This window comes from Dysgonomonas sp. HDW5A (genome assembly GCF_011299555.1).
Taxonomy (GTDB): Bacteria; Bacteroidota; Bacteroidia; order Bacteroidales; family Dysgonomonadaceae; genus Dysgonomonas_A.
Genome location: NZ_CP049857.1, coordinates 1,238,515 through 1,262,939 on the forward strand (window position 1 = coordinate 1,238,515; position 24,425 = coordinate 1,262,939).

Annotated in this window: 23 protein-coding genes; 18 read left to right on the plus strand and 5 right to left on the minus strand. The window is 37.1% G+C overall.

Annotated features, from left to right (window positions below):
- Positions 1–4: 4 nt before the first annotated feature.
- The 4 genes from G7050_RS05200 to G7050_RS05215 all read left to right on the plus strand — a co-directional run bounded on the left by G7050_RS05200 (position 5) and on the right by G7050_RS05215 (position 5,363).
- Entirely contained in the window at positions 5–2,347 is a 2,343-nt protein-coding gene (locus G7050_RS05200; RefSeq protein WP_166112166.1) for a TonB-dependent receptor, read from the plus strand.
- A gap of 112 nt (positions 2,348–2,459) precedes the next feature.
- Positions 2,460–3,458 carry a sensor histidine kinase gene (locus G7050_RS05205; RefSeq protein WP_166112169.1) on the plus strand — a complete coding sequence of 333 codons (999 nt, stop codon included), beginning with the start codon at positions 2,460–2,462 and terminating at the stop codon, positions 3,456–3,458.
- Positions 3,458–4,573, plus strand: a complete 1,116-nt coding sequence (locus G7050_RS05210; RefSeq protein WP_166112172.1) for a sensor histidine kinase — start codon at positions 3,458–3,460, stop codon at positions 4,571–4,573. The genes G7050_RS05205 and G7050_RS05210 overlap by 1 nt, the downstream gene beginning before the upstream one ends.
- A 79-nt stretch (positions 4,574–4,652) precedes the next feature.
- On the plus strand, positions 4,653–5,363 hold the full coding sequence (locus tag G7050_RS05215; protein WP_166112175.1) for a LytTR family DNA-binding domain-containing protein: 711 nt from the start codon (positions 4,653–4,655) through the stop codon (positions 5,361–5,363).
- 64 nt (positions 5,364–5,427) lie between these two features.
- Here G7050_RS05215 and G7050_RS05220 read toward each other — a convergent pair whose 3' ends face one another.
- Entirely contained in the window at positions 5,428–6,099 is a 672-nt protein-coding gene (locus tag G7050_RS05220) for a DUF1349 domain-containing protein (protein ID WP_166112178.1), read from the minus strand.
- A 288-nt stretch (positions 6,100–6,387) separates the two neighbouring features.
- On the opposite strand from G7050_RS05220, the gene G7050_RS05225 reads away from it, so the two are divergent.
- The 14 genes from G7050_RS05225 to G7050_RS05290 all read left to right on the plus strand — a co-directional run bounded on the left by G7050_RS05225 (position 6,388) and on the right by G7050_RS05290 (position 20,002).
- The gene (locus G7050_RS05225) at positions 6,388–7,137 is read left to right on the plus strand and encodes a histidine kinase (protein WP_166112181.1); all 750 of its coding nucleotides are present in this window, start codon (positions 6,388–6,390) and stop codon (positions 7,135–7,137) included.
- Positions 7,106–7,822: a LytTR family DNA-binding domain-containing protein gene (locus G7050_RS05230; protein WP_166112184.1), complete on the plus strand. Its 717-nt coding sequence runs from the start codon at positions 7,106–7,108 to the stop codon at positions 7,820–7,822. Before G7050_RS05225 ends, G7050_RS05230 begins: the two co-directional genes overlap by 32 nt.
- A 141-nt stretch (positions 7,823–7,963) precedes the next feature.
- Positions 7,964–10,243: a cation:proton antiporter gene (locus G7050_RS05235; RefSeq protein WP_166112187.1), complete on the plus strand. Its 2,280-nt coding sequence runs from the start codon at positions 7,964–7,966 to the stop codon at positions 10,241–10,243.
- 135 nt (positions 10,244–10,378) lie between these two features.
- On the plus strand, positions 10,379–11,281 hold the full coding sequence (locus G7050_RS05240; RefSeq protein WP_166112190.1) for a DMT family transporter: 903 nt from the start codon (positions 10,379–10,381) through the stop codon (positions 11,279–11,281).
- Positions 11,282–11,572: 291 nt separating this feature from the next.
- Positions 11,573–12,112, plus strand: a complete 540-nt coding sequence (locus G7050_RS05245) for a 4Fe-4S dicluster domain-containing protein (protein WP_166112193.1) — start codon at positions 11,573–11,575, stop codon at positions 12,110–12,112.
- An 87-nt stretch (positions 12,113–12,199) separates the two neighbouring features.
- A complete protein-coding gene (locus G7050_RS05250) occupies positions 12,200–13,045 on the plus strand; it encodes a CoB--CoM heterodisulfide reductase iron-sulfur subunit B family protein (RefSeq protein WP_166112196.1) in 846 nt (281 codons plus the stop codon).
- Positions 13,046–13,066: 21 nt separating this feature from the next.
- The gene (locus G7050_RS05255) at positions 13,067–15,067 is read left to right on the plus strand and encodes a CoB--CoM heterodisulfide reductase iron-sulfur subunit A family protein (RefSeq protein WP_166112199.1); all 2,001 of its coding nucleotides are present in this window, start codon (positions 13,067–13,069) and stop codon (positions 15,065–15,067) included.
- 45 nt (positions 15,068–15,112) lie between these two features.
- Positions 15,113–15,490, plus strand: a complete 378-nt coding sequence (locus tag G7050_RS05260; protein WP_166112202.1) for a GxxExxY protein — start codon at positions 15,113–15,115, stop codon at positions 15,488–15,490.
- Positions 15,491–15,552: 62 nt separating this feature from the next.
- Positions 15,553–16,032, plus strand: coding sequence for a hydrogenase iron-sulfur subunit (locus tag G7050_RS05265; RefSeq protein WP_166112205.1), 480 nt, complete (start codon positions 15,553–15,555; stop codon positions 16,030–16,032).
- Positions 16,025–16,813: a 4Fe-4S dicluster domain-containing protein gene (locus G7050_RS05270; RefSeq protein WP_166112207.1), complete on the plus strand. Its 789-nt coding sequence runs from the start codon at positions 16,025–16,027 to the stop codon at positions 16,811–16,813. The genes G7050_RS05265 and G7050_RS05270 overlap by 8 nt, the downstream gene beginning before the upstream one ends.
- Positions 16,814–16,816: 3 nt before the next feature.
- Positions 16,817–17,824: a 4Fe-4S dicluster domain-containing protein gene (locus G7050_RS05275; RefSeq protein ID WP_166112210.1), complete on the plus strand. Its 1,008-nt coding sequence runs from the start codon at positions 16,817–16,819 to the stop codon at positions 17,822–17,824.
- Between the two features lie 20 nt (positions 17,825–17,844).
- Complete coding sequence (locus G7050_RS05280; protein WP_166117645.1) at positions 17,845–18,687, plus strand: FAD/NAD(P)-binding protein; 843 nt, start codon at positions 17,845–17,847, stop codon at positions 18,685–18,687.
- A 204-nt stretch (positions 18,688–18,891) separates the two neighbouring features.
- The gene (locus G7050_RS05285; RefSeq protein WP_166112213.1) at positions 18,892–19,599 is read left to right on the plus strand and encodes a DNA alkylation repair protein; all 708 of its coding nucleotides are present in this window, start codon (positions 18,892–18,894) and stop codon (positions 19,597–19,599) included.
- Positions 19,600–19,618: 19 nt separating this feature from the next.
- Positions 19,619–20,002 carry a VOC family protein gene (locus tag G7050_RS05290; protein ID WP_166112216.1) on the plus strand — a complete coding sequence of 128 codons (384 nt, stop codon included), beginning with the start codon at positions 19,619–19,621 and terminating at the stop codon, positions 20,000–20,002.
- Between the two features lie 15 nt (positions 20,003–20,017).
- On the opposite strand, the gene G7050_RS05295 is transcribed toward G7050_RS05290, so the two are convergent.
- From G7050_RS05295 to G7050_RS05310, 4 genes are all read right to left on the minus strand, one after another.
- A complete protein-coding gene (locus G7050_RS05295; protein WP_255499262.1) occupies positions 20,018–21,577 on the minus strand; it encodes an STN and carboxypeptidase regulatory-like domain-containing protein in 1,560 nt (519 codons plus the stop codon).
- 28 nt (positions 21,578–21,605) lie between these two features.
- Entirely contained in the window at positions 21,606–22,460 is an 855-nt protein-coding gene (locus tag G7050_RS05300; RefSeq protein WP_166112219.1) for a FecR family protein, read from the minus strand.
- The gene (locus tag G7050_RS05305) at positions 22,457–23,008 is read right to left on the minus strand and encodes an RNA polymerase sigma-70 factor (RefSeq protein ID WP_166112222.1); all 552 of its coding nucleotides are present in this window, start codon (positions 23,006–23,008) and stop codon (positions 22,457–22,459) included. Before G7050_RS05305 ends, G7050_RS05300 begins: the two co-directional genes overlap by 4 nt.
- 136 nt (positions 23,009–23,144) lie before the next feature.
- The gene (locus G7050_RS05310; RefSeq protein ID WP_166112225.1) at positions 23,145–24,401 is read right to left on the minus strand and encodes a carboxypeptidase-like regulatory domain-containing protein; all 1,257 of its coding nucleotides are present in this window, start codon (positions 24,399–24,401) and stop codon (positions 23,145–23,147) included.
- Between the last annotated feature and the right edge of the window lie 24 nt (positions 24,402–24,425).

The following is a 24,425-nucleotide window of genomic DNA, read 5'->3' on the forward strand; positions in this document are numbered from 1 at the left end:
TAGTATGTATTGCAAAACAACACTAATCGTTATATGGTTACTATTAACCCCAATAGGCATATCAGCACAAAAAGCGACAAATCAATTGACGCAAACCATCCGGGGAATAGTTATCGACAGAAACTCATCTGCTCCTTTATCTTATGTTTCTATCGGGCTTCTTGATATGCCTGAGATTGGAGCGACTACCGATGACAACGGGATATTTGTGCTGAAAAATGTGCCTCTAGGCAGACATAATCTTCAGGCAACATCAGTGGGATACGAAGCCAATATTTTTAAAGAAATACTGGTAACTTCAGCTAAAGAAGTGTATTTAGAAATACCATTGATTGAAAATACAAATGAACTAGGAGAGGTCGTAGTTATTGCACAAACAAATAAAAATGTACCGCTTAACAATATGGCAACAACCGGTGCCCGTATGCTTAGTGTAGAGGAAGCCAGCCGATTTGCAGGGGGGATGGATGATCCGGCTCGTTTAGTAAGTTCTTTTGCCGGAGTGGTTTCAAGTGTTTCTAACAATGGTATATCAATACATGGTAATGCTCCACATTTATTGCAATGGAAGCTCGAAGATGTAGAAATTCCTAATCCTAATCACTTTGCTGATATCTCGACATTGGGCGGGGGAATATTATCTTCATTAAGCAGTAATGTATTGGGAAACTCTGATTTCTTCACAGGGGCTTTTCCCGCCGAATATGGTAATGCGGTATCGGGTGTATTCGACATGAAACTACGAAACGGTAATAACCAAAAAAGAGAAAATACTTTTCAGGTTGGAATATTAGGTATAGATGCAGCTTCGGAAGGTCCTATAAGCAAAAAACATAATTCGTCTTATATATTCAACTACCGTTATTCGACAACCAGCTTATTAAATTTGGGTGGTAATTTAGATTATCAGGACTTGAATTTCAAAGTGAATTTTCCAACAAAAAAAGCAGGTACATTTGCTGTTTGGGGAACAGGTCTGATAGACAAGTTCTCAACTGATTTCGAGAAAAACCCCGATAAATGGGAGTTTATTGATGATAATAAAGATTCGAGAGCTAAACAATATATGCTGGCTGCCGGTGTAACCCACCGTTATCTATTCAGCAACAATGCTTTGCTAAAGACGACATTGGCAACAACCTATTCGAGTAACGATGCTGATGAAGATGTGTATGATACTAAAGGGAATTCGACTCCGTTTTTAAATTTGAAAAATCAATATACCAACCTTATTTTTTCAACTTCTTTCAATCGTAAATTCAGTTCTAAACATACCAGTAAAACAGGTTTTACATTCACCAGAATGCATTATAATATGGATCTTGCTATGGCTCCATATGTAGGAAAACCGCTCGAAACAATTTCTCAGGGTGATGGTAATACCAATCTGATATCGGGATATACAAGTTCTTCAATAAGCGTTAGTGATAAGGTTACTTTAAATCTGGGTGTAAACGGTCAACTGCTTACTTTGAATAATCACTTTACGATAGAACCTCGCGTAGGAGTAAAATGGCAAAGCAGTAGTAAAACCTCATTTGCATTAGCATATGGTCTTCATAGCCGGATGGAAAAGATGGACGTATTTTATGTAAAAACTGCCGGATCGAATAATAAACCGGTAAATAAGGATCTTGATTTTACAAAAGCTCATCACATTATGCTTACCTACAATTATGCCATATCAGACAATGTGAACCTGAGGATTGAACCCTATTTTCAATATCTATACGATGTTCCTGTAATAGCAGACAGCTCTTTCTCGGTACTTAACCGTAACACGTTTTATGTAGAGGATGCTCTTGTAAATAAAGGAAAAGGACGCAATTATGGTGTTGACATCACTTTGGAGAGGTATCTGGATAAAGGACTGTATTATATGGTTACAGGATCGATATTCGACTCTAAATATAAGGGAGGAGATGGAGTTTGGCACAACACTAAATTTAACCGTAACTTTGCGTTTAATGTACTTATAGGTAAGGAGTGGACTATGGGACGTAATCGGCAAAACACGCTGGGAGCCAATCTAAAATTCACCATACAAGGAGGCGAACGATATTCACCGGTTGATGTTGAAGCAACATTAAATCATCCTGATAAAGAAACTCAATACAATGAGAACAAGGCTTATTCTCAACAATTTTCGCCTATGTTCGTAACCAACGCGACTGTTAGCTTTAGAATGAATAAGAAAAAGGTATCGCATGAGTTCGCTGTCAAATCTCTCAATACAACAGGATTTAAGGAGTATTACGGACATCAATATAATATAAGATCGGGAGAGATTGAGCCTTACCGACAAGCAACGTCAATACCTAACATCAGTTATAAGTTGGAATTCTAAGTGCGAATAAAAATAAAAGATTAATTTCGAAGATAAAAATCAACTCTATATGCAAGAATCAATAAAAACAACGTTTCTATACCGATTTCTCACCAGTTCTAAATATAGGATAATGAGGCATATATTGTTGATATTCTTCGTTTTGCTTATTATATCTTTTAATCAGACATATATTACTTATCAGCCAAATCTAGAAATATTAGGCTCTAAAATATATGTATTAGCTCTAATTACTACTGTTGTATATATCATCATCATCTACTTAAATCTTTATGTACTTGTACCCCGATTGCTTTTACAAAAAAGATATCTTGCATACGGCAGTATATTATCGGGATTGGTCTTACTACTTGTTATAGCACTCAATGTTCAGGAGTATACAGCATATACAATATTAGGTATACCTCATGTACGTAGTACGTATTTCAATTATGTAACATTACTTGATGGTATATCCAACTTCACCATCAACATGTTATGTATTGCAGGAGGTTCGATGATTATTTTATTGAAGTATTGGATGGAGAATGAACAGAAAGTAAATCAACTCCAAAATGAACAGATACAATCGGAAGTCGAACAATTAAAAGACCAGATAAACCCTCAATTCCTGTTCAACATATTAAACAGGGCAAGTGAATTAGCCAAAACAGATCAGCGGTTAGCATCGAATATGCTTTTACAACTAAGCCACTTATTAAGGTATCAACTGTACGATTGTAGCAGGGATAAAGTTTTACTCAATTCCGAAATCAATTTCCTGACCAATTTCCTGGCTTTAGAGAAGTTGTATTTCGACAGACTAGATTATTCTATATCTACCGAAGGTGATGTACATCGAATATTTGTTTCACCTCTGCTGTTTACTCCTTTTGTACAGAATGCAATAAATGAATTACAAATACAGGATAAAGAGCCTTTTATAAACCTACACTTTAAAGCGGATGGCGATACTGTTATTTTCACATGTAACCTCAACAATAGGGAAATCGGGATAGAAGATTCTGAACTTTCGGGTATTAAGCAACGGCTCAACCTACTGTACAAAAGCAATTATAAGCTTTCAATTTCGAATGGAACTATAATATTAGAATTAAATACTCAGAAATAATGATAAAAAAGATAGAGGATAATCTCAATAATTTTCTATTAAAGCCACAGTTCAGAATATACAGGCATCTGTTGTTATTACTAGTATCGATATCTATTGCCATGAATGTACTGTGGGATGTACCTGATAAAATTATTTTAACCGACAACCGTATCTTTATAGCTGTTGCATATCTTGCAACTACTCTGGTAATGATATACTTCAACATCTATATACTGGTACCCAGGCTTTTAATTAAAAATAAATTCACCCAATACGTTCTGTCGGCCATAGGATTAGTCACATTCTCACTAATAGCGATTGTATTGATGCAGGAATTTCTGTATGATGTGCCCGGTATTTCGAGGGAACATATTATCGAAAACCAAGTTAAGCCGAATGCACATCTGGCCGAAAATGATAAGTCGGGATCGATCGTTGCTGTTTTAATTGGTGTTACCTCCTCCATATTCGGAACTGCACTTCTTATTGCGGGAGTATCTACGTTTATGCTCTTTAGGTATTGGACTATTAACAATCAGCGGATCAGCGATCTGCAATCGGCAACATTGCAATCGGAACTGAACTTTCTAAAGAGCCAGATAAATCCTCATTTTCTTTTCAATATGTTGAATAACGCCAATATTATGGTGGATGAAGACCCCGAAACAGCTTCTCAAATACTGACAAAACTCGATGGAATGCTACGTTATCAAATAAATGACAGTATGAGGGACAGAGTCGATCTGGAAGAAGACATATTATTTCTGACCAGTTTTCTGGATCTGGAAAAAACCCGTCGCGATCATTTCGAATATACTGTCAGTAACGATGGAGACTTGAGTAATATACAAGTACCACCATTATTATTTATTCCTTTTCTCGAAAATGCAATTAAGCACAATCCTGATAATAATAATTTGTCTTATGTACATCTCTATTTTGAATCACGAAATAATCAATTGACATTTAGATGTGAAAACTCAAAGCCTGCAAATCCGATTGAACGAAAAGTAGGAGGACTAGGTTTGGCAAATATAAAGAGGCGCTTAGATCTTTTATACGGGAATAATTATTCCTTAGAATTAAACGAAACAGAAACAACCTATACGGTCAATTTACAATTTAAGGTATAAGATCTTTTTATTACTTTGGCAAGAAAAAAAACAGAGATAGTAGCGACAGATACCGCATAACTATTTAACATTACTTATTATGAGATGTATTATTGTTGATGACGAGCCGATAGCTCGAAAGGGTATAAAGAAGATAGTAGATCAGATTTCGGAACTGGAATTACTCGGTAGTTTTAACAGTGCTGAAGCCACCTCTATGTTTATGATGGGAAATTCGGTCGATTTGGTTTTTCTCGATATCCAGATGCCGGGTATAAACGGAATAGAATTTGCCCGAAACATACCAAAAAATACGCTGATTATTTTCACCACTGCTTATTCTGAATATGCTTTGGATAGTTATGAAGTTGAGGCTATTGATTATCTGGTAAAACCGATAGAAGCCGATAGACTGAAAAAAGCGGTAGACAAGGCTATCTCATATCATTCGCTTTTACTATCGGAAGAAAACAAAAATGTCGGAAACGTTGAAGATGAATATATATTCGTAAAATCAGATCGCCGATATTTTAAAGTAAACCTAAAAGACATCCTTTTTATTGAAGGTTTGAAGGATTATGTTATTATCCAGTTGGCGGAACAGCGCATCATTACCCGAATGAATCTGAAAACAATGCATGAATTGCTTCCTAAAAACACATTTCTGCGGATAAACAGATCCTATATAGTAAATACCACGCATATCGATTCGTTTGATAATAATGATATTTTCATTCAAAAGTATGAGATTGCAATAGGCAGTTTCTACAGAGACTTATTCTTTGAAGAGTTTGTGTCTAAAAAAGGATAACATATTCAAGATACAAAACCCTCAGCTCTAATTGGGGGATTTTGTATCTTGTTATATTCGGAACCTATTCCCCATTTCTGATATTATTCAATTTTCTTGCTGTATATTGTATATCGGTGAACACTCCATTGAATGACTCTCCTTTAGGAGACTGAGACAGGAAACCTATTTTCAGATCATTATTCGGATTAAGGTAGAAATAACGAACCATATTCCAGTATCTTCCATCCAGAGAATAATGAAATGCATAAGCCCCATTACCAAGTCCGGCAATTCTTAAATATACTTCTTCTCTAGAAATTGTCTCGTGATTGCTATCGTCCGAAAACTGATTGGTTACTACCGAAACAACCATCGGCTTATATTGAGGAGAATATTCGAGACACAACTTTGCCCACTGATTGTTATTGCCATAAACCATAAGCACTGCGGCATCAAAAACCGACCTGAAGTTTCCAGAAACTTTACAACTAAAGAGAAATGTTTCATCGGGTTTGAATAAAGCCATCGGGGCACTATTAGCTTGTGATAATCTCTGAGGATCTATAAATAATCGAGAGTCTCTTCCTGCATTTATCGAAAGTGTGTTGCCCGATACATTCCAATTTAGAGGGGTATTAACCCAACTAATGTTTTTCGGAATAGAACTTAACTCTACTTTTTGGTGATTCGACTGTGAGAAACTGTACTGAATACAGAAACCAACAAACACACATAATATCAGTATCTTTTTCATTGTATATAATATATTAAAGGTTATATATAAAACACACTAGGCTGCTAAACTGAAAGATATATAAGCAATTAAAGATATACTAAATTCAACTAAATATAACTTTATCCATACGAAAATATAATATTATTAGTTCTGAATCCTGCAAAACAGATATAACCCTAAAGTTCTATCAAACAAAAAACAATATAGATTGTTTCTTAATCATTATCGGTTTTGTTAGAGTACTTTGAGATAAAAGCTATATTTTTATAGTGTCTAGTAACTCTACTTGAATCAAAAAAAATTGAAATGTATATAAGTTCTGTTTCTTTTCTCATTATCCTGATTCTTGGACTTGTTTCTGTAATAATATACTTATATATTCGGTTGAAAGATTCTGAAAAAAAGAAAAAAGAATTCGAAGGTCGTATTCAGGTTATGCGTAACGGTGCAGACAGCATACATCTGGATACAATAGAGACTGTACTTAATCCACATCTTTTCAAAAACATATTGAACTCGGTACAATCGCATGCTTATCAAACTTATTTTGCATTGGATAAGTTAGCGAATATACTTGATTATATTTTATATGAAAGTAAGAATAAATTTGTCACACCTAAAGAAGAGATTGAGTTTGCAAAAGACTTAATTGAAGTCAATAAAATAAAGCTAAGCCCTTTATTTGAGCTGACAGTAAAGACTAAAATAGACGAAACCTCCTCTCTATATTCTCAAAAGATTTTAGCACCTTTAATATCCATTGACCTTATAGAGAATGCCTTTAAACATGCCGACCTTCAAAGTCCCGATGCGTATATATCCATTGTATTCGAGTTTAAAGACAATGTTTTCAGTCTTATAGTTTCGAATAAAATATCACCTAAAATGAGCCTTAAAAAAGAAAAAGGAGGAATCGGTGCAATCAGCTTCGAGCAACGTTTAAACATACTTTATAAAGGTTGTTTCGACTTGGAAAGGCTTATTGATGATGATGCATTTATTGCCCGTTTAAAAATTGATTTGAATGAATACAAAACTAAGATGTTTAATTCTTGATGACGAATTACCGGGTCTCACCTATCTGAAAATGTTATGTGAACAAATACCTGAGGTAGAAGTAATCAAGGCTTTTAATAATCCGAAACTATTTCTGGATGAAATTCATTCACTGGAATTTGACGCCTGCATACTAGATATCGAGATGGGAGAAATAAACGGACTCCAAATTGCCAATATACTCAACGATAAGGCGATTATTTTTGTAACAGCTTATAAAGAATATGCAGCAGAAGCTTTCGACCTGAATGCTGTGGACTATGTAAGGAAACCGATTCAGAGAGATAGGCTTAAACAGGCAATTGACAGAGCTATTCAAAGGGTAGAAAAGGATCATCAGAAGAAAAATTTCGTACAGTTTAATAGCGAAAAAGGAAAAGTATTGTTATTCTTCGATCAAATAAATTACATCACTATTGCTGATTCCGATAGCAGAGATAAAATAGTCTACTTAAATGACGGGAAGAATCTTATCCTTAAGAATATCTCATTCGAGAAGTTATTAAGTCTGCTGCCTAACGATATGTATTGCAGGATTAATAAAAAGGAAATAATCGCACTGAAAATTATTCAATATTTCTCTCACGATGAAATAATTTCGACCATTCTGCAAGCCGGAACTCCGGTTCGCTTCTTTCTAACAGACACCTACCGTACAGAGTTCATGAAGAAAATCAACCCATAAAATCTCACTATTTTGTGTTTCATTTCAATATTTTACCCACTCATTACATTTCTGCCTGATTTCGTTTCGTTGGATACTTTTCGATCTATTAATATTAATAATTTTACATCATAACGTCATCATACAGAAATTATCCGGAGCATGAAAAAATTTAAAAACTCACTCTTTTACATTCTCATCATAGGAGGCTTCTCCACACTTATGTATTGGATTTTATGTGTTGGAAAACACCTCGAAGACGGAAGAGGCATCATAGTCAACTCTTCGAAAAAAAATGCTCTACAAGAATTTGGCGATAGTCTTTTAGGTAACCTCAATCATTCTATCGGATTATTATTACTTCAGATCATAACAATAATCATTGTAGCCCGTGCCTTTGGATGGGTATTCAAAAAAATGGGGCAACCCATGGTTATCGGCGAGATACTTGCAGGGATTGTACTCGGACCATCTTTATTAGGTTTATCCTTCCCCGATGTTTCAGCCTTTTTATTTCCTCCGCAGTCATTAGGTAATCTTCAAATACTAAGTCAAATAGGGTTAATCCTCTTTATGTTTGTCATAGGGATGGAACTCAATCTAAAAGTTCTCCGTAACAAAGCACACGAAGCAGTAGTTATAAGTCATGCAAGTATAATAGTTCCCTTTGCTGCCGGATTGGGCTTGGCTTATTTCATATATGCCAGCCATGCACCCGAGCATGTTGAATTCGCCTCTTTCGCCTTATTTATAGGTATTTCGATGAGTATAACCGCATTTCCTGTTTTGGCTCGTATTATTCAGGAAAGAGGAATCCATAAGACCAAATTGGGAGCAATAGTAATTACCTGTGCCGCTGCCGACGATATTACAGCCTGGTGTATATTAGCTGTTGTGATCGCCATTGTTAAAGCAGGTTCTTTTGTCAGTTCATTGTACACCATAGCATTGGCTGTCGGATATGTAATCTTTATGATAAAGCTGGTACGTCCTTTCCTAAAAAGAATAGGCGAACTATCTCAAACAGAAAAACATTTAAGCAAAACTCTTGTAGCCTTGTTCTTTCTGGTATTGCTTATATCCTCTTTTATTACCGAAACCATAGGTATACATGCACTTTTCGGAGCATTTATGGCAGGAACCATTATGCCTGACAATATGCGTTTCAGAAATCTGTTTGTTGAAAAGATTGAAGATATTGCTTTAGTTTTATTCCTGCCGCTATTCTTCGTTATAAGTGGTCTGAGAACAGAAATCGGTTTATTGAACGATCCTTCACTTTGGAGAATTACGGGACTAATTATTTTAGTTGCTGTATCGGGTAAATTTATAGGAAGCGCATTAGCTGCCAAATTTGTAGGACAAAACTGGAAAGACAGCCTCACCATCGGTACTTTGATGAATACCCGTGGATTGATGGAACTCGTGGTCTTGAATATAGGTTATGATCTGGGAGTACTAAATGCCGAAATATTTGCCATGATGGTTATTATGGCACTGGTAACCACCTTTATGACAGGTCCTATATTGAATCTTATAAATAGACTATTCAAAAAAGACGAAGAAGCTGTCAACGAAAAGATGTATGATTTAGCACGTTACAAACTTCTGCTCTTTTTCCGTAATCCGAAAAAAGGAACAGCACTGGTTCGGTTGGCTAATGCTTTATCTAAAAAGGTAGATGATAATACTTCGATCACAGCTATACACCTGACCGTTCCGACAGGATTACATCATATCGATGCCGATATTTATGAAAAAGAGAACTTTGCTCCTGTCATTGCTGAGGCTCACTCATTAAATCGGAAAATAATATCTCTATTCAAAATTTCAAACGATATAGGAGCGGATGTGACGGATGTTGCCAACAGAGGAGAATACGACCTCTTACTTATGAACCTCGAAGAATCGATATTCGACGGAAGCGTTTTAGGAAGAGTACTTGGTTTCACTACTCAAATTATTAATCCTGAGAAATTGATTAATACAATGACCGGGAAGGAGAAGCTGATCGAGAATTCACTCATCGATAACAATACTCGGGTGATATTAGCCAAAGCAAAAATTCCCGTAGGCATTCTAATTGATAAAGACCTTCAAAAATTTGAGAATATCTTTATACCTCTATTCTCCGAGAACGATGAATTTTTAATTTTCTATGCTCAGAAACTAATACATAATATTGGTTCGCAAGTATCGGTATTGGATCAGGCTGATAAAGCGAAGAACCAGATCATCAAAGAAAAAATCAGACTGATAGAGCATAATGCTCCCAATCATATCAGATCGATAAGCAAGGAATATATAAATGAAGAATTCCTTCATCAACAGGATTTAATTATTATCAGTCTCGAAAACTTCGATAAGTTATTTCAACTGCAAAAAGACTGGCTAGAAAAAGTGCCTTCTGTACTTATCTGCACACCGGATAAGATCTCATAAATCAGCTCCAATATATTTGTACCCATTCCGAAAATAATCTTCGGAGTGGGTATTTTCTTTAGATAAACGGACTTTTATATGCCTATATTCAATAATACATCTTATTTTTGCATATAGAAATTCACAAAGCTCATCATGCAAAAACCCAAGGCATATTGGTATCATATAATTACCATCTTAACGGTCGTTATATGGGGTACTACCTTTGTTTCGACCAAAGTACTCATTGGCTACGGGCTGTCTCCTATCGAAATTTTATTTTATCGTTTCCTGTTGGCTTATGTATGTATTTGGTTTGTATGCCCACGTAAACTTCTGGCTAAAAACGTCAAGGACGAACTTTTATTTGTAGGGACAGGATTATGCGCCGGCTCTTTGTATTTCGTACTCGAAAACACAGCACTAAAGATTACCCTTGCATCGAATGTATCTCTGATCATTTGTACGGCACCTATATTCACTGCATTTTTATCGCATTTTATTTATCGAAAGGAGCATATAAAATCGCATCTCATCTTTGGCTCCATAATAGCACTATTAGGTGTTGCTTTGGTTGTTTTCAACGGAAGCTTTATTTTACAGATTAACCCGCTAGGTGATATCCTAACCATATTGGCTGCCTTATCGTGGGCATTTTATGGTATAATACTTAAAAAACTCAACGGACATTATTCAACACTGTTTATCACCCGCAAGGTATTTTTCTATGGGATAATTACGTTGGTGCCATTTATGTTATTGAGTTCCGATGTTTTTCATACCGATTTATTAACCGATCCTGTAACAATAGTCAATTTATTATTTCTGGGGGTAGTCGCATCTCTGCTATGCTACATCATGTGGAATAGTGCGGTTAAAGAATTAGGCGTTATACAGACATCAAACTATATCTATTTTGTGCCTCTGGTCACATTATTAACTTCTGCAATCGTTATTAACGAACAGATAACCACTATTGCACTTATTGGCTCTGCATTTATACTCTTTGGAGTATATATTGCCGAAAAAGGATTCAACTTTAGAAGAAAGACTGCATAAACCATTTTCTTTTTTATATTCTTTTTAATCTGACTGTTCCTCAGACAGAACACCTCATATAATCCCCTCACAAACAATAAAATAAACTAATTCATCCTAATCATTAAAGTATATATATACCGTTAATTATGCCCTAAAACATAAAATAAATACTTCCTATGATTCATTTATTAAATTTATTTTTACGTAATTTGCAATGTAGGGATATCAAAATACACATTTTATGATAATCGAACATTGTAAAATTACACAAACTAGATTTAAACAAAGAGACCTAAACTGTACTATTCTATGGAAAAAGAAAGTTATATATCTGAAATACGATCAAAAGTTGGCGTAAATGTCAACCGATGCTATCAATGCGGCAAATGCTCTGCAGGTTGTGCTTTGGCTGATGACATGGATTATCCACCCAGTTTAGTAATGAGAATGCTGCAAACAAACGATGTCGCCAATTATAACAGTTTGCTTAAATCCGAAACTATATGGCTTTGTGTATCTTGTCAAAATTGTCTGACTCGCTGCCCTATGGAAATAGATATTCCTCAGCTGATGGATTATATGAGAGAAAAATCTATTGAAAATAAATCCATAAATAAAAAATCAAGCCAAATAGTTTCTTTCCATAAAGCATTTCTTGACTCGGTAAAATTTACCGGACGATTATATGAAATAGGTCTTGTTGCCGGCTATAAGGCTCGCACCATGAATCTATTACAGGATGTAAACATCGCTCCTAAAATGTTTTCGAAAGGAAAACTTCCTATCCTACCCGAAATGGTAGAAGACAAAAAACAGATGGCGTCTATTTTTTCTAAAACGAAGAAATAACAGGCCTCAGACCGTCAAAAGGTCAGTGATTAACTAAAAACGCCTGCTTTCAGTGATTCGTAAGCCAGGCTTGATCAACTAAAAACTATGGAAATAGGATTCTACCCGGGATGCTCTCTGAAAGGGACTTCTTCAGAGTACGCCCAATCGACATTAGCTCTGGCTAAGGCTTTCGATATCAACCTAAAGGAGATTACCGACTGGAATTGTTGTGGAGCAACCGCTGCCCACAATCTAAATCACGAATTAGCAATGGCACTTCCGGCACGGGTACTTGCTCTGGCTGAAAAAGACGGTATGACCGAAATAGTTGTGCCTTGTGCGGCTTGCTATAACCGACTGACAGTTACTCAACATGAACTGAATCAAGACGAAGAATTAAAAGATAAAGTTTCCAGGATTTTGCAAATGCCTCTTTCGGGAAATCTTCAAATCCTCAATGTAATGCAATTTATTGACAAATATATTGCCGATAAAATAGAAGAAAAGGTAGTTAAGCCATTCGATCATAAAGTGGTATGCTATTATGGTTGCCTGCTTGTCCGCCCTCAAAATATATTGAAATTCGACCGTTTGGAAGATCCACAATCAATGGATACACTGATGAAGAAAATCGGTGCAGATTCTATGGATTGGGGATATAAAACAGAATGTTGTGGTGCAGGATTTTCCGTTTCACGCACAGACATTGTAGCCAAACTCTCAGGTAAAATAGTAAAAGATGCTTCGGACAGAGGAGCTGAAGCTATAATCGTAGCATGCCCCATGTGCCAGTCTAATCTGGATATGCGTCGCCCTCAAATCAATAGTTATCTGCAAATGAATATCCAAACTCCGGTTATGTATATCACTCAGGCTATAGGATTAGCAGTAGGATTAACTAAAGAGGAAGTCGGACTTAAGAAACTATTTGTAGCACCAACGTTTGCATAAACGACCTAAACAGAAGAAATTATGTCAAAGATAGGAGTATTTGTTTGCCACTGCGGAGAAAATATAAGTGCCACTGTTGATTGTGAAAAAGTAGCCGAAGAAGCTTCTAAAATAACAGGGGTAGAGGTCAGTGTCGACTATAAATATATGTGTTCGGATCCCGGACAAACAATGATAAAAGAAGCCATTAAAGAAAAAGGGCTCACAGGAGTTGTAGTTGCAGCATGCTCTCCCCGTATGCACGAACCGACATTTCGCAAGGCCTGTGCTGAAGCTGGTTTGAATCCTTATATGTGCGAAATGACCAACCTGCGTGAGCATTGTTCATGGGTACACGAAAAAGGTGATCAGACTACCGAGAAAGCGATTGATCTGGTAAGAATGCTCGTTGAAAAAACAAAGCTCAACAAACCTCTCAACTCGATAAAAGTACCTATTCATAAAAAAGCACTTGTTATAGGTGGAGGTATAGCAGGTATTCAATCGAGTTTGGATATTGCCAATGCAGGACACCAAGTTATATTAATTGAGAAAGACCCTTCCATAGGAGGACACATGTCTCAACTATCGGAAACATTTCCTACTCTCGACTGCTCGCAGTGTATTCTTACACCCCGAATGGTAGAAGTAGCACAACATCCTAATATAACACTATATACTTATGCTGAATTGGAAAAGCTGGAAGGTTTTATCGGTAACTTCAAAGCAACTATTCGTTTAAAAGCTAAAAGTGTCGATCCAAAACTTTGTACAGGTTGTGGTGTTTGCTACTCAAAATGCCCGACAAAGAAAATACCTAGTGAATTTAACGAAGGACTCGGGTTACGGACAGCTATTTATACGCCATTTCCACAAGCTGTACCTAATAAACCTATTATTGATAAAACAAACTGTACTTATTATACAAAAGGAAAATGTAAGGTTTGTCAGAAAGTATGCCCTACAGGAGCAATTGATTTTGACAGACCCGATGAATTTATAACCGAAGATATCGGTGCTGTGGTTACAGCCACAGGCTTCAACGTTTTAAAGCCTGATTTCTTCCCCGAATATGGTTACGGTAAATTCAAAGACGTTATTACAGGATTACAATTTGAGCGTTTGGCATCTGCATCAGGTCCTACTTTGGGAGCAATCCGCAGACCTTCGGATGGAACCGAACCTAAAAAGATCGTATTCATTGCCTGTGCAGGCTCACGTGATCCGGCTAAAGGATTGCCTTATTGTTCCAAGATATGTTGCATGTACACTGCCAAACACGCCATGCTGTATCAACACAAAGTACACGATGGCGAATCGTATGTATTCTATATGGACATTCGAGCAGCAGGTAAAAATTACGAAGAATTTGTCCGCAGGGCAATCGAAGACGACGGAGTAAACTATATTCGTGGTCGTGTCGCTCGTGTATATGAAAAAGACGGAAAACTGATTGTAAAAGGTGTGGATACTCTTTTAGGCGGAAAACCGGTTGAAATAGAAGCCGATATGGTCGTTCTTGCCAGTGCAGGTGTAGCCAATCACGGAGCTGAAGAACTGGCTCAGAAAATGCACATTTCATATGATCCATATAAGTTCTTTGCCGAAGCTCATCCGAAGTTAAAGCCTGTAGAAACCAACACAGCAGGAATCTTCTTGTGTGGTGCTTGCCAAGCTCCAAAAGATATTCCTGAAACAGTCGGAATGGCATCGGGAGCAGCAGCTAAAGTAATCGGATTATTCTCCAACAATGAACTGACCCGCGAACCTATTGTAGCAGTAGTAAACCGTATTGCTTCGCACGAAGCATCTACTTGTGTAGGATGTTTCTTATGCGAAACTGCTTGCCCTTATCAGGCAATATACCGGGAAGAAATAAAAAACCGTGCAGGTGAGATTATAAAAACCGTTGCTCAGGTAAACCCCGGATTGTGTCAGGGTTGTGGTACTTGTGTTTCTTTCTGCCGATCTAAATCTATCGATATACAAGGATTCTCTAACGAGCAAATGTATGCTGAAGTAATGGCGGTATTGGAGGCATAAGCAGATTAAATTAACCGCAAAGAATAAAAAGAACGCAATGTAAAAATGACAGAAAACGAACTATCTAAAATCGTATTTGAAGCAGGTTTAAAAATACATAGAATATTAGGCGCTGGTTTATTTGAAAGTGCGTATGAAGAATGTTTATATTATGAACTATGTAAACAAGGCATTAAAGTCGAAAAACAGAAGGTACTTCCTCTAATATATGAAGATGTGATATTAGAAGCCGGGTATAGAATTGACCTGATAGTAGAAGATAAATTAATCATTGAAATTAAAGCAGTAAAAGAATTAACGGATATACACAAAGCTCAGATAATAACTTATCTAAAGCTTAGTAAATGTAAGCTAGGATTACTTATCAACTTTAATACATTGCTGTTTAAAGATGGAGTAAAAAGAATAGCTAATGGACTATAAGAGATAATAACATTCAAAGAAACCTTGCGAACTTTATTTCTTTGCGGTAAAAAAATACAATTATGAATAACGAATTTGAACCTAAGATATTAGCCTTTGTCTGTAATTGGTGTACCTATGCCGGAGCAGACTTAACGGGTACAAGCCGTATAAAATATGCTTCGAATGTAAAAATCGTTCGATTTCCGTGTACAGGGCGTATCGACTTTATGCTCCTACTCAAAGCATTTGCCAACGGTTCGGATGGCGTGATAGTATCGGGATGCCATCCGAATGATTGCCATTATACATCGGGAAACTTTCATGCCCGCCGTCGCTGGATGCTTTTCAGAAGCTTGCTCGACTTTATGGGAGTAGATATCCGTAGGATTCAGTTTTCATGGGTATCGGCTGCCGAAGGTGCTAAATGGGCAGACATTGTAAATACTACAGTTGCCTCTATTCGTGAACTAGGTCCTTATACTGAATATCAGAGAGCTGCTGATTTCTTAGCCAATAACGAAGAAGAATTAGCGAAAGAAATGGAGGTGAACAATGGATGAACTAAGAAATAGAGCCAAAGAACTATTCGAAAAAGGTGAGATCGATATTTTTATCGGATACGAACAAGGTACCCGTAATCCCAGACCTATTTTTGTTGGTAATGCAGAAGATACTCAAAAATTGGTATTCAATGATAAATGCACCGGAAATCTGGCGGTTTACTTAACTCGAAAAGATTTGGTTAAAGGAAAGAGAGTCGGAATATCAGCATCTTATTACGCCTTAAAAAGTATCGTTCAGCTTTTTGTTGAAAATCAACTGAAAGAAGAAAACCTGAAAATATTTGGATTAGCCAATGATGGAAAGATTGAAGCTCTTAATTCATTAGATGAAATAAAGCACTACATAAAAGATACTCCACCACCTCCCAAATTGGAAGATGATGAGTTGATTAAACAAATAGACGCAATGTCATCTGCCGAACGTTGGGCATTCTGGTCGGACGAATTATCTAAATGTTTCAAATGCTATGCCTGTCGTGCAGCTTGCCCGATGTGCTATTGTACCAAATGCATTGTAGAAGTGAATCGCCCTCAATGGATTCAACCTTGGGCTAGTACTCTGGGGAATATGGAATGGCAGATCAATCGTGTGATGCATATGGCAGGACGTTGTTCCGATTGCGGTTCGTGCAGTACGGCTTGTCCTATTGGTATACCGATTCATTTGCTAACACACAAAATGTCGGAAACGGTAAAAGCCAATTTTGGAGATCCGAGTGACAAAGGCAATGTATTGTCTACATTCAAACCCGAGGATAAAGAATCTTTCATACTCTAAATTATGGAAAAAAAATACATAAGCCACAATTCACTCATGAATTGGCTCACCAAATTGAATGACGAAGGAAGTCAGATTTATGCTCCTGTTGCAAAGGGGGATAAAACCGACTACAAGCAGATAACGTCTGTAGAAGAAATTTCTATGGATCATATACAAACGACCCAATCAGCCAAAGCCGTTGCATTTCCCCGTACTGAGAAGTTATTTTCGTACAAAAAAGAGAATGGAGATGTGACGCTTCAAAATTTTGAGACAACATCTATCCCCGAAACTGTTGTTTTCGGAATTCACCCATGTGATGCAGCCGGATTCAAACCCTTATCGGGTATTTTCAATTGGGATACTCCCGATTTACCTTTCAACGAAAGGATGAAACGTACTACTCTCATTGCGGTTAGTTGTACTCAGTGCGATGAGTTTTGTTTCTGTACATCCGTTAACGGCAGTCCGGGAAATACCGCAGGAAGCGATATTCTGTTAACCCCTGTCAAAGACGGTTATCTGGCAGAAATAATTACAGAAAAGGGCGAAAATCTTGCTGATAAACACAGTACTTTTTTTGAAGCTGACCCCAATATAAATAAAGAAGAATATCTCGCAAAAGTTCCTGTTCAATTCAGTTTAGAGGAGTTGAATAAAAAAATTTCCAATATGTTCGAAAGTCCTGTCTGGAAACAACAATCCGAACGTTGTTTGGGGTGCGGAGCATGTGCCTACGTCTGCCCTACTTGTGCGTGCTTCGATATTCAAGAAGATGCTCATGGAAGTTCGGGTAACAGATTACGCTGTTGGGATGCGTGCGGCTTTTCACTATTCACGATGCACACTTCGGGGCACAATCCGAGAGAGGTACAAAGTCAACGATGGCGACAACGCCTGTTACATAAATTCTCGTATATGCCCGAACGTATTTCAGTTAGAGGATGCACGGGTTGCGGCAGATGCTCACGTGCTTGTCCTGTGGATATGAATATTGCAGAACATTTGACCGAAATTGCATCACTATAAATACTCTAAAATCATAGAATATTATGGATAATTCAAATATATACCTTCCCCATTTAATGACCATCGAGAAAATTACTCAGGAGGCTCCCGGAGTAAAGACTTTCCGTTTGAAATTCAAAGATGAAGAGGCTGGAAATAATTTCGAGTTTAAAGCAGGACAATTCGGAGAGTACTCTGCTTTTGGTGAAGGAGAAAGCACTTTTTGTATTGCCTCCTCTCCCACTCGCAAAGGATATATAGAATGTACTTTCCGTGAAACCGGAAAAGTGACATCTGCTTTAGCCAAATTGGAAGAAGGTCAAACCATGGGGTTCAGGGGTCCTTTTGGTAATACATTCCCGATGGATGAATGGAAAGGAAAGAATCTTCTGTTTATTGCCGGCGGTATTGCTTTGCCTCCGATGCGTTGCGTGATTTGGAATGCTTTAGATACACGTGAGAATTTTGGAGATGTGAGTATTCTTTACGGTGCCAAATCGGTAGCCGATCTGGTTTACAAACACGAACTCAAAGAATGGGACGAAAGACCCGATGTACGCTTGGCTACAACTGTAGATCCGGGAGGCGAAACCTCGGATTGGAAAGGTGAAGTGGGTTTTGTTCCTTCTGTATTAGAGAAAATGAATCCTTCACCTGAAAATACAGTAGCGATTGTTTGTGGTCCTCCTATTATGATTAAATTCACTTTTCCTGTACTGGAAAAGCTAGGATTTACCGACGAAAATATCTACACTACTTTAGAAAACCGTATGAAATGCGGAGTCGGTAAATGCGGACGCTGTAACGTTGGCAGCCAATATGTATGCAAAGATGGTCCTGTATTTTCTAAAGTTGAATTAGAAGCTTTACCTGCGGAATACTAGCACATAAAGGATTATAAATAAATGCAAAAAGGAATTATCTCGGAAGAGATGGTTCCTTTATTCTTTTTGCTCATTATATAATTTAATCTTATCTTTAAGCCCTAAGACCTATCTATTGCTTTGGCAAATAAAATAACTAAATCCTCTGATCCTTATATAAAGTAGTATAACTTTTACATTACTTATAAATAGAGCAACAACAGAATGGAAAACATAGTATCAGAGATTCGTCAGGCTTTAAAAGACAGTGTTGACGAAAAAACCCAAAACAATAGCCAAAACTTCTTTAAAGAAGAAATAAAATTCTATGGGGTACGAGTGCCTCTGGTAAATAAAATCAGTAAGGAATCATTTGCAATCATTCAGAATAAACCTAAAGAATTTATTTTCGGATTGTGCAGCGAATTATGGAAATCAGGATATCTCGAAGAATCATTTATTGCCTGTAATTGGTCGTACTACATTCATTCGGGTTACCAACCCAGTGATTTTGTTTTTTTCGAGGAATGGGTGAATACTTATGTAAACAATTGGGCTTCGTGCGATACTTTATGCAATCATACAATCGGTACATTTATTGAAATGTATCCTCAATACATCCCGAAGTTAAAAGGATGGACGAAGTCAGATAATCGCTGGGTAAAACGTGCAGCCGCCGTAACGTTGATAATTCCAGCTCGAAAAGGATTATTTCTAAAAGACATTTTTGAGATTGCAGACATACTTCTTTTGGATAAAGACGATTTAGTACAAAAAGGGTACGGATGGATGCTAAAAGCTGCCAGTGAAGCTAATCAAAAGGACGTATTTGATTATGTAATATCAAAGAAAACCATTATGCCCCGAACAGCATTACGTTATGCTATCGAAAAAATGCCTCAGGATTTGAGAGCAGAGGCAATGAAAAAATAACATTAAAAATCAATCTGATATGAGAATAGGACATATAGCTATCTGGACTGAGAATCTGGAAGAAATGAAAGAGTTTTATACAACTTATTTCGGAGGTATTTCGAATGCTAAGTACGTAAACCCAACAAAAGGGTTTGAATCGTATTTCATTACATTCGAAGGAGATACCACTCTCGAAATTATGAGACGCAAGGATATAACCAATAAAGTAGAGGTTGAATCTCTCGGTCTATGTCATTTCGCTTTTACGGTAGGTACTAAAGATCAGGTACTGCAATTGACCGAACGTTTAAGAGCCGATGGTTATCAGATAGTAGGCGAGCCGAGAACAAGCGGAGACGGTTACTTCGAGAGTGTTGTACTTGACGTAGATAACAATAAAGTTGAACTTATCGCCGAATAGATGGAATAAAAAGCTCTACTTATTCTTTTTAAGTATCTGTAAAACCGATTCTTTTAATTTGTCTTCCTGCATTATTACGTTGAAGTGTCCCCAGAAATCGGAGTCATATTCAAAGGAGGTGTCAGAGAATATATTATTGGTCGCTAATCTTTCGTTACGAGCAAAACGAGAATCGTCAGATGAATCGGTTTCACAATTTACCATTTCGAACCACATATGCAAGGGTGAGCTGAAAAGCCTGTTCTTTTTCCTCACCTTAAAATGTAAGTCTCCTCGAATATGGCTGATATAATAAATACCGTTAATCGGCTTATAAGAGACTACATAAGTTACTTTATCTGCAGTAATATTAATTTGAGGGCTTTTTCTAACAATAAGTATATCTGTTGCTTTTTTTATATGATCGGGATGAACTTCAAAGTTGGCTTGAACCAACGCATTATTCTCTGCATCGATATATAAATCACCTCGATATAAAGGTTCGTCATCACCTTGGTTTTGTTCGAAAGCAATCACATTAACTGTTCTGCCATCCAGCACCGTTATGTCGGAATGCCTGTAGACATAGGATGAGTTTTTTAAAGGATCGAGAAATCCGGGCGTATCACCTTTTACCAAATCCAGAAGTAAAGCCGAACTGATGCCTGACTTCATTTTAGTTAAAAGAGTATCGGCTCTTTGTATGTCAACTATCCGACGCATCTTAAGTAATTTCACCTGATCGCTTTTATCGCCACTCTGATAACCTGTTTTATATATTTCCAAAACAGCCTCGGTTAAGCTCAGATTCTTATTTTTATGATCTATCCCCTCTCTGTAAAAAGCAGTTATATGAACAGGGGTATTCGAATAATTCTCGCTTCGTTTAAGCCACATATTGCGTAGTACCTCCGCCGGATTTACAATACGCACCACAACCTCCTGCAAGGGTATAACTTTTGGAGAAAGGGTAAAAACAATATGCTGCTGTGTGAGAAATGACAATTCGACTTCTTGTGATTGATAGCCTATATGCGACAGTTTCAGTTTAGAGTTTATTAAAGAATCGGGCACAACAAGTCTGAAATCACCACCCTGATTGCTTATAGTTCCGATGGAAGAATTCAAAATTCCGACAGCTCCATAAGCTATAGGTTCGCCACTAATTCCATCAATTAAAGTTCCGCCCAATGTAAGATATCTGATGCTGTCTTTCTCTTCCGCTCTTGCTTTTATAACAGGAGTTACAACAATATCAGGCTCTTGCTGCTGATTGAGTAAGATATGATTACCTACAATCTTTATATTCAGATGGTCGTTATTCGTAATAGCATAGATTGCATCACGTAAAGTATATTCTTTCTTCTGGATTTTAACGGTCTTATCGTTATCGACAACCTGACTGTCATAAATAAAGAGGTAGCCCGACTTATCGGAGACCTCTTTTAAAAGTTGATAAACTGTACCTTTATTTTTAGACAACTGAATTTTTCGGTTCAAAACATCCCCATCATTACCCCAAACAGTCGTCGCCATAGAAAACAGCAACAACAAGGTTGTAACAGGATAAAAAAGGTATCGAACCGTCCTTTTCATATTTATAATTCAAGTAAGGTAACAAGCGTTATTTTAATTCTGAAATACGAATCTTACCCTCTTGCCGGATACACTCCAGATTGAGTGCCATGCAGATAAGCTGAGCCATAGATGATGCCGAATCATTGGAAAAGCTAACGGTCAACAAGCGATTCTCAAGACCGGGAGCAACCTCCAGTTGAACACCTTCGCTATTCCGGTTTATTACCCGAACCACATCTGCCAGACGCTCGTCTTTAAATTGTATTTGCCTTGTATAGCTGTAAAATTGATCTGCATCTTTGGTAGGCATGGTATGTAACTGATCAGAACGAAGTAACCCCGTCTCACCTGCTTTCACATATATACTTTGTCCTGTTTTCTTCAAAGTTACTTTTACTTCTCCTCGGTCTACTGACAATGAAAAATTATCGTTATCCTTTCCTTTTACATTGAAGGCTGTACCAAGCACCTCTACTTGTATAAGATCTGTTTCTATTACAAACGGACGTTTACGGTTTCCTTTGACATCAAAAAACGCATTTCCCTGAAGAAATACTTCCCGTCTTTCTCTCTCGAAATGTTTCGGGTATTTCAGCGATGTTTGATCGGCTAAGTATACTATAGACCCATCTTCGAGAGTGGTAACCAGAGTTGCTTCATTCTTTTCGTTGTATAACGAGAGTAAGTGTTTATCCTTCAAATTTTGATTGACAACAATCGATACTGCCACAATACTAACCAGAAGTACAGCAATACTTGCCACCCATTTAAACGTTACAGAACGTAAAAAGGTTCTTTTATGAGATTCCGTTTCAGTCAGTAACCCTTCTTCAGCCAAACGACTACAAAGTTGATTCCAGGCCTTGTCGGTACTCGTGTTATTTTTTTCTATCTGAGTCATAATATTTGAGTATAGTTCTCAATTTCTTTTCGTAACGATTGAAGAGCTTTGGTCATCTCCGCCTCCACCGTTTTTATTGATATTGAGAGTATTTTTGCTATTTCAGCATATTTTTTTCCTTCGAAACGCTGCATCCTAAATATCCTGAGTCGCCGTTCGGGCATCTTGCCTAGAGTTTTATTGATCAGTTCTTCCAGCTCTTTATATTCCAGTTGTTCTTCGGGAGTAGAGTCTGAAATTTCGACCTTTTCAGAAATTGTTTTATCCTTATGTCGATCCCTCACCTGCCGATGTTCACAATATTGAAGCGATCGGTTACGGACTGCTCCGTATAAATACCCGTTTAAAGATGTAAATATGTGCAAGCCTTCACGATCACGCCACAATACATAAAACAAGTCCTGTATAATCTCCTCTGCAATATCTGTCCGCCCTGTTATTCCGGCAGCATAGAGACAAAGGGGAGAATAATAGCGTCTGAAGACTCCTTCAAAGACTTTTATATCTCCCTCTTTGATCTTTCTAACTATAAAGAAATCGTTTAGCATAAAGGTCTCGGATAACAGCTTGTTTCAGAACTGGTTTTTACTTCTTTCGATTATCCTTATCTACATTCATTGGCATAATTGCCAGGTAGAATCGGACGAAGTGAATATAATAATAAATCTCTCAACACATTCATTATTAGTGTTGTTTTTTGAGTTTATTTACTGCAGATTCCAACGATTCTGAAGGTTCTATAATATTATAGTCTTCCCAGAAATTAGCATCTCTAAAACTACTTACATTATCAGAAAGCGATTGACTTTGCTTGAATGAAAGCTTAGCCGGAATATTATCTACATTGCCAACCTTACCACTGGTAACTACCATTTCTGAAATAATACTGTAATTGGTCGAAAATAACCTCCGTTTCCAATCGCACTTGAATCGGAACTCGCTCCTGATATAATTCAAATAACTGATTCCATCTCGCAACTTGTAATTGACCAGGAATGTTACTTCTTCCGGTTTGAATCGTAAATTATACGGTTTCTTTTTCAGAATAGCCTGAGTAGCTTTATTCTTGTCATCCATACTTAGGCTGAATTCGGCACGTGTAAAAGCTATACTTTGTTTGTCAATATACAATTTACCATAATAAAGTGCATAAGGCAGATTTACCTGAGGAGCAAAACTTACTACAAAGTGTGGACGCTCGTCTATCATTACCGATTCTTCCATCTTAAATTTGTAACATGATAATGTTTCTTTATCAAGTAACAATTCGGGGTTCTTGGCTATATCAAGATATACCGACAGGTTAGGGCCTCCAATCAATTTTACGGCAAGTGTATCCCCCGATTTTTGACTCAACAGTTTACGCCCTTTTTCGATCTGTACTCTATCTTGTTTAACTCCTTCTTCGGTATACGCTGTTTTATAGATATCTATTACTGCCTCCGATATGTTGATGTAATTACGTCCTTTTTTAATGGTTTCACGATAAAAACCTGTCATAAGATTTGCTTCGGGACAATAGTTATTTCCAATCCGCTGCACAGCCTTCCTTACCAGATCGAGTGGCTCCATCGATTCTACAACAACTTCATTCAGTAGATTCACATTGGCGTTTAAAAGTATCTCTACACCTGTAGTTGTACGTTTGTCGATAGGTAATCTGTAATTAGAATAACCCATATGTGATATCTCAATCGATTTGGCATCAATAGAGTCATTTATCTTGATCAGAAATTCGCCATCTTCATTCGTCACGGTTCCTATACCTGTTCCGGGAACAGATACATTTACATATTCAAGTTTCTTTTTCGATTTCTTATCTTTTATAACCCCACTAACCGAAATATAATGAGATTCGTTTTGTGCCGATACAGGGGTAATCCCAAGAGCTAAAAAGAGGATAATAAGAAATCCTGCTATTTGTTTGCCTGTCGTTTTCATAATGGTATTATTTAATTGTTGATT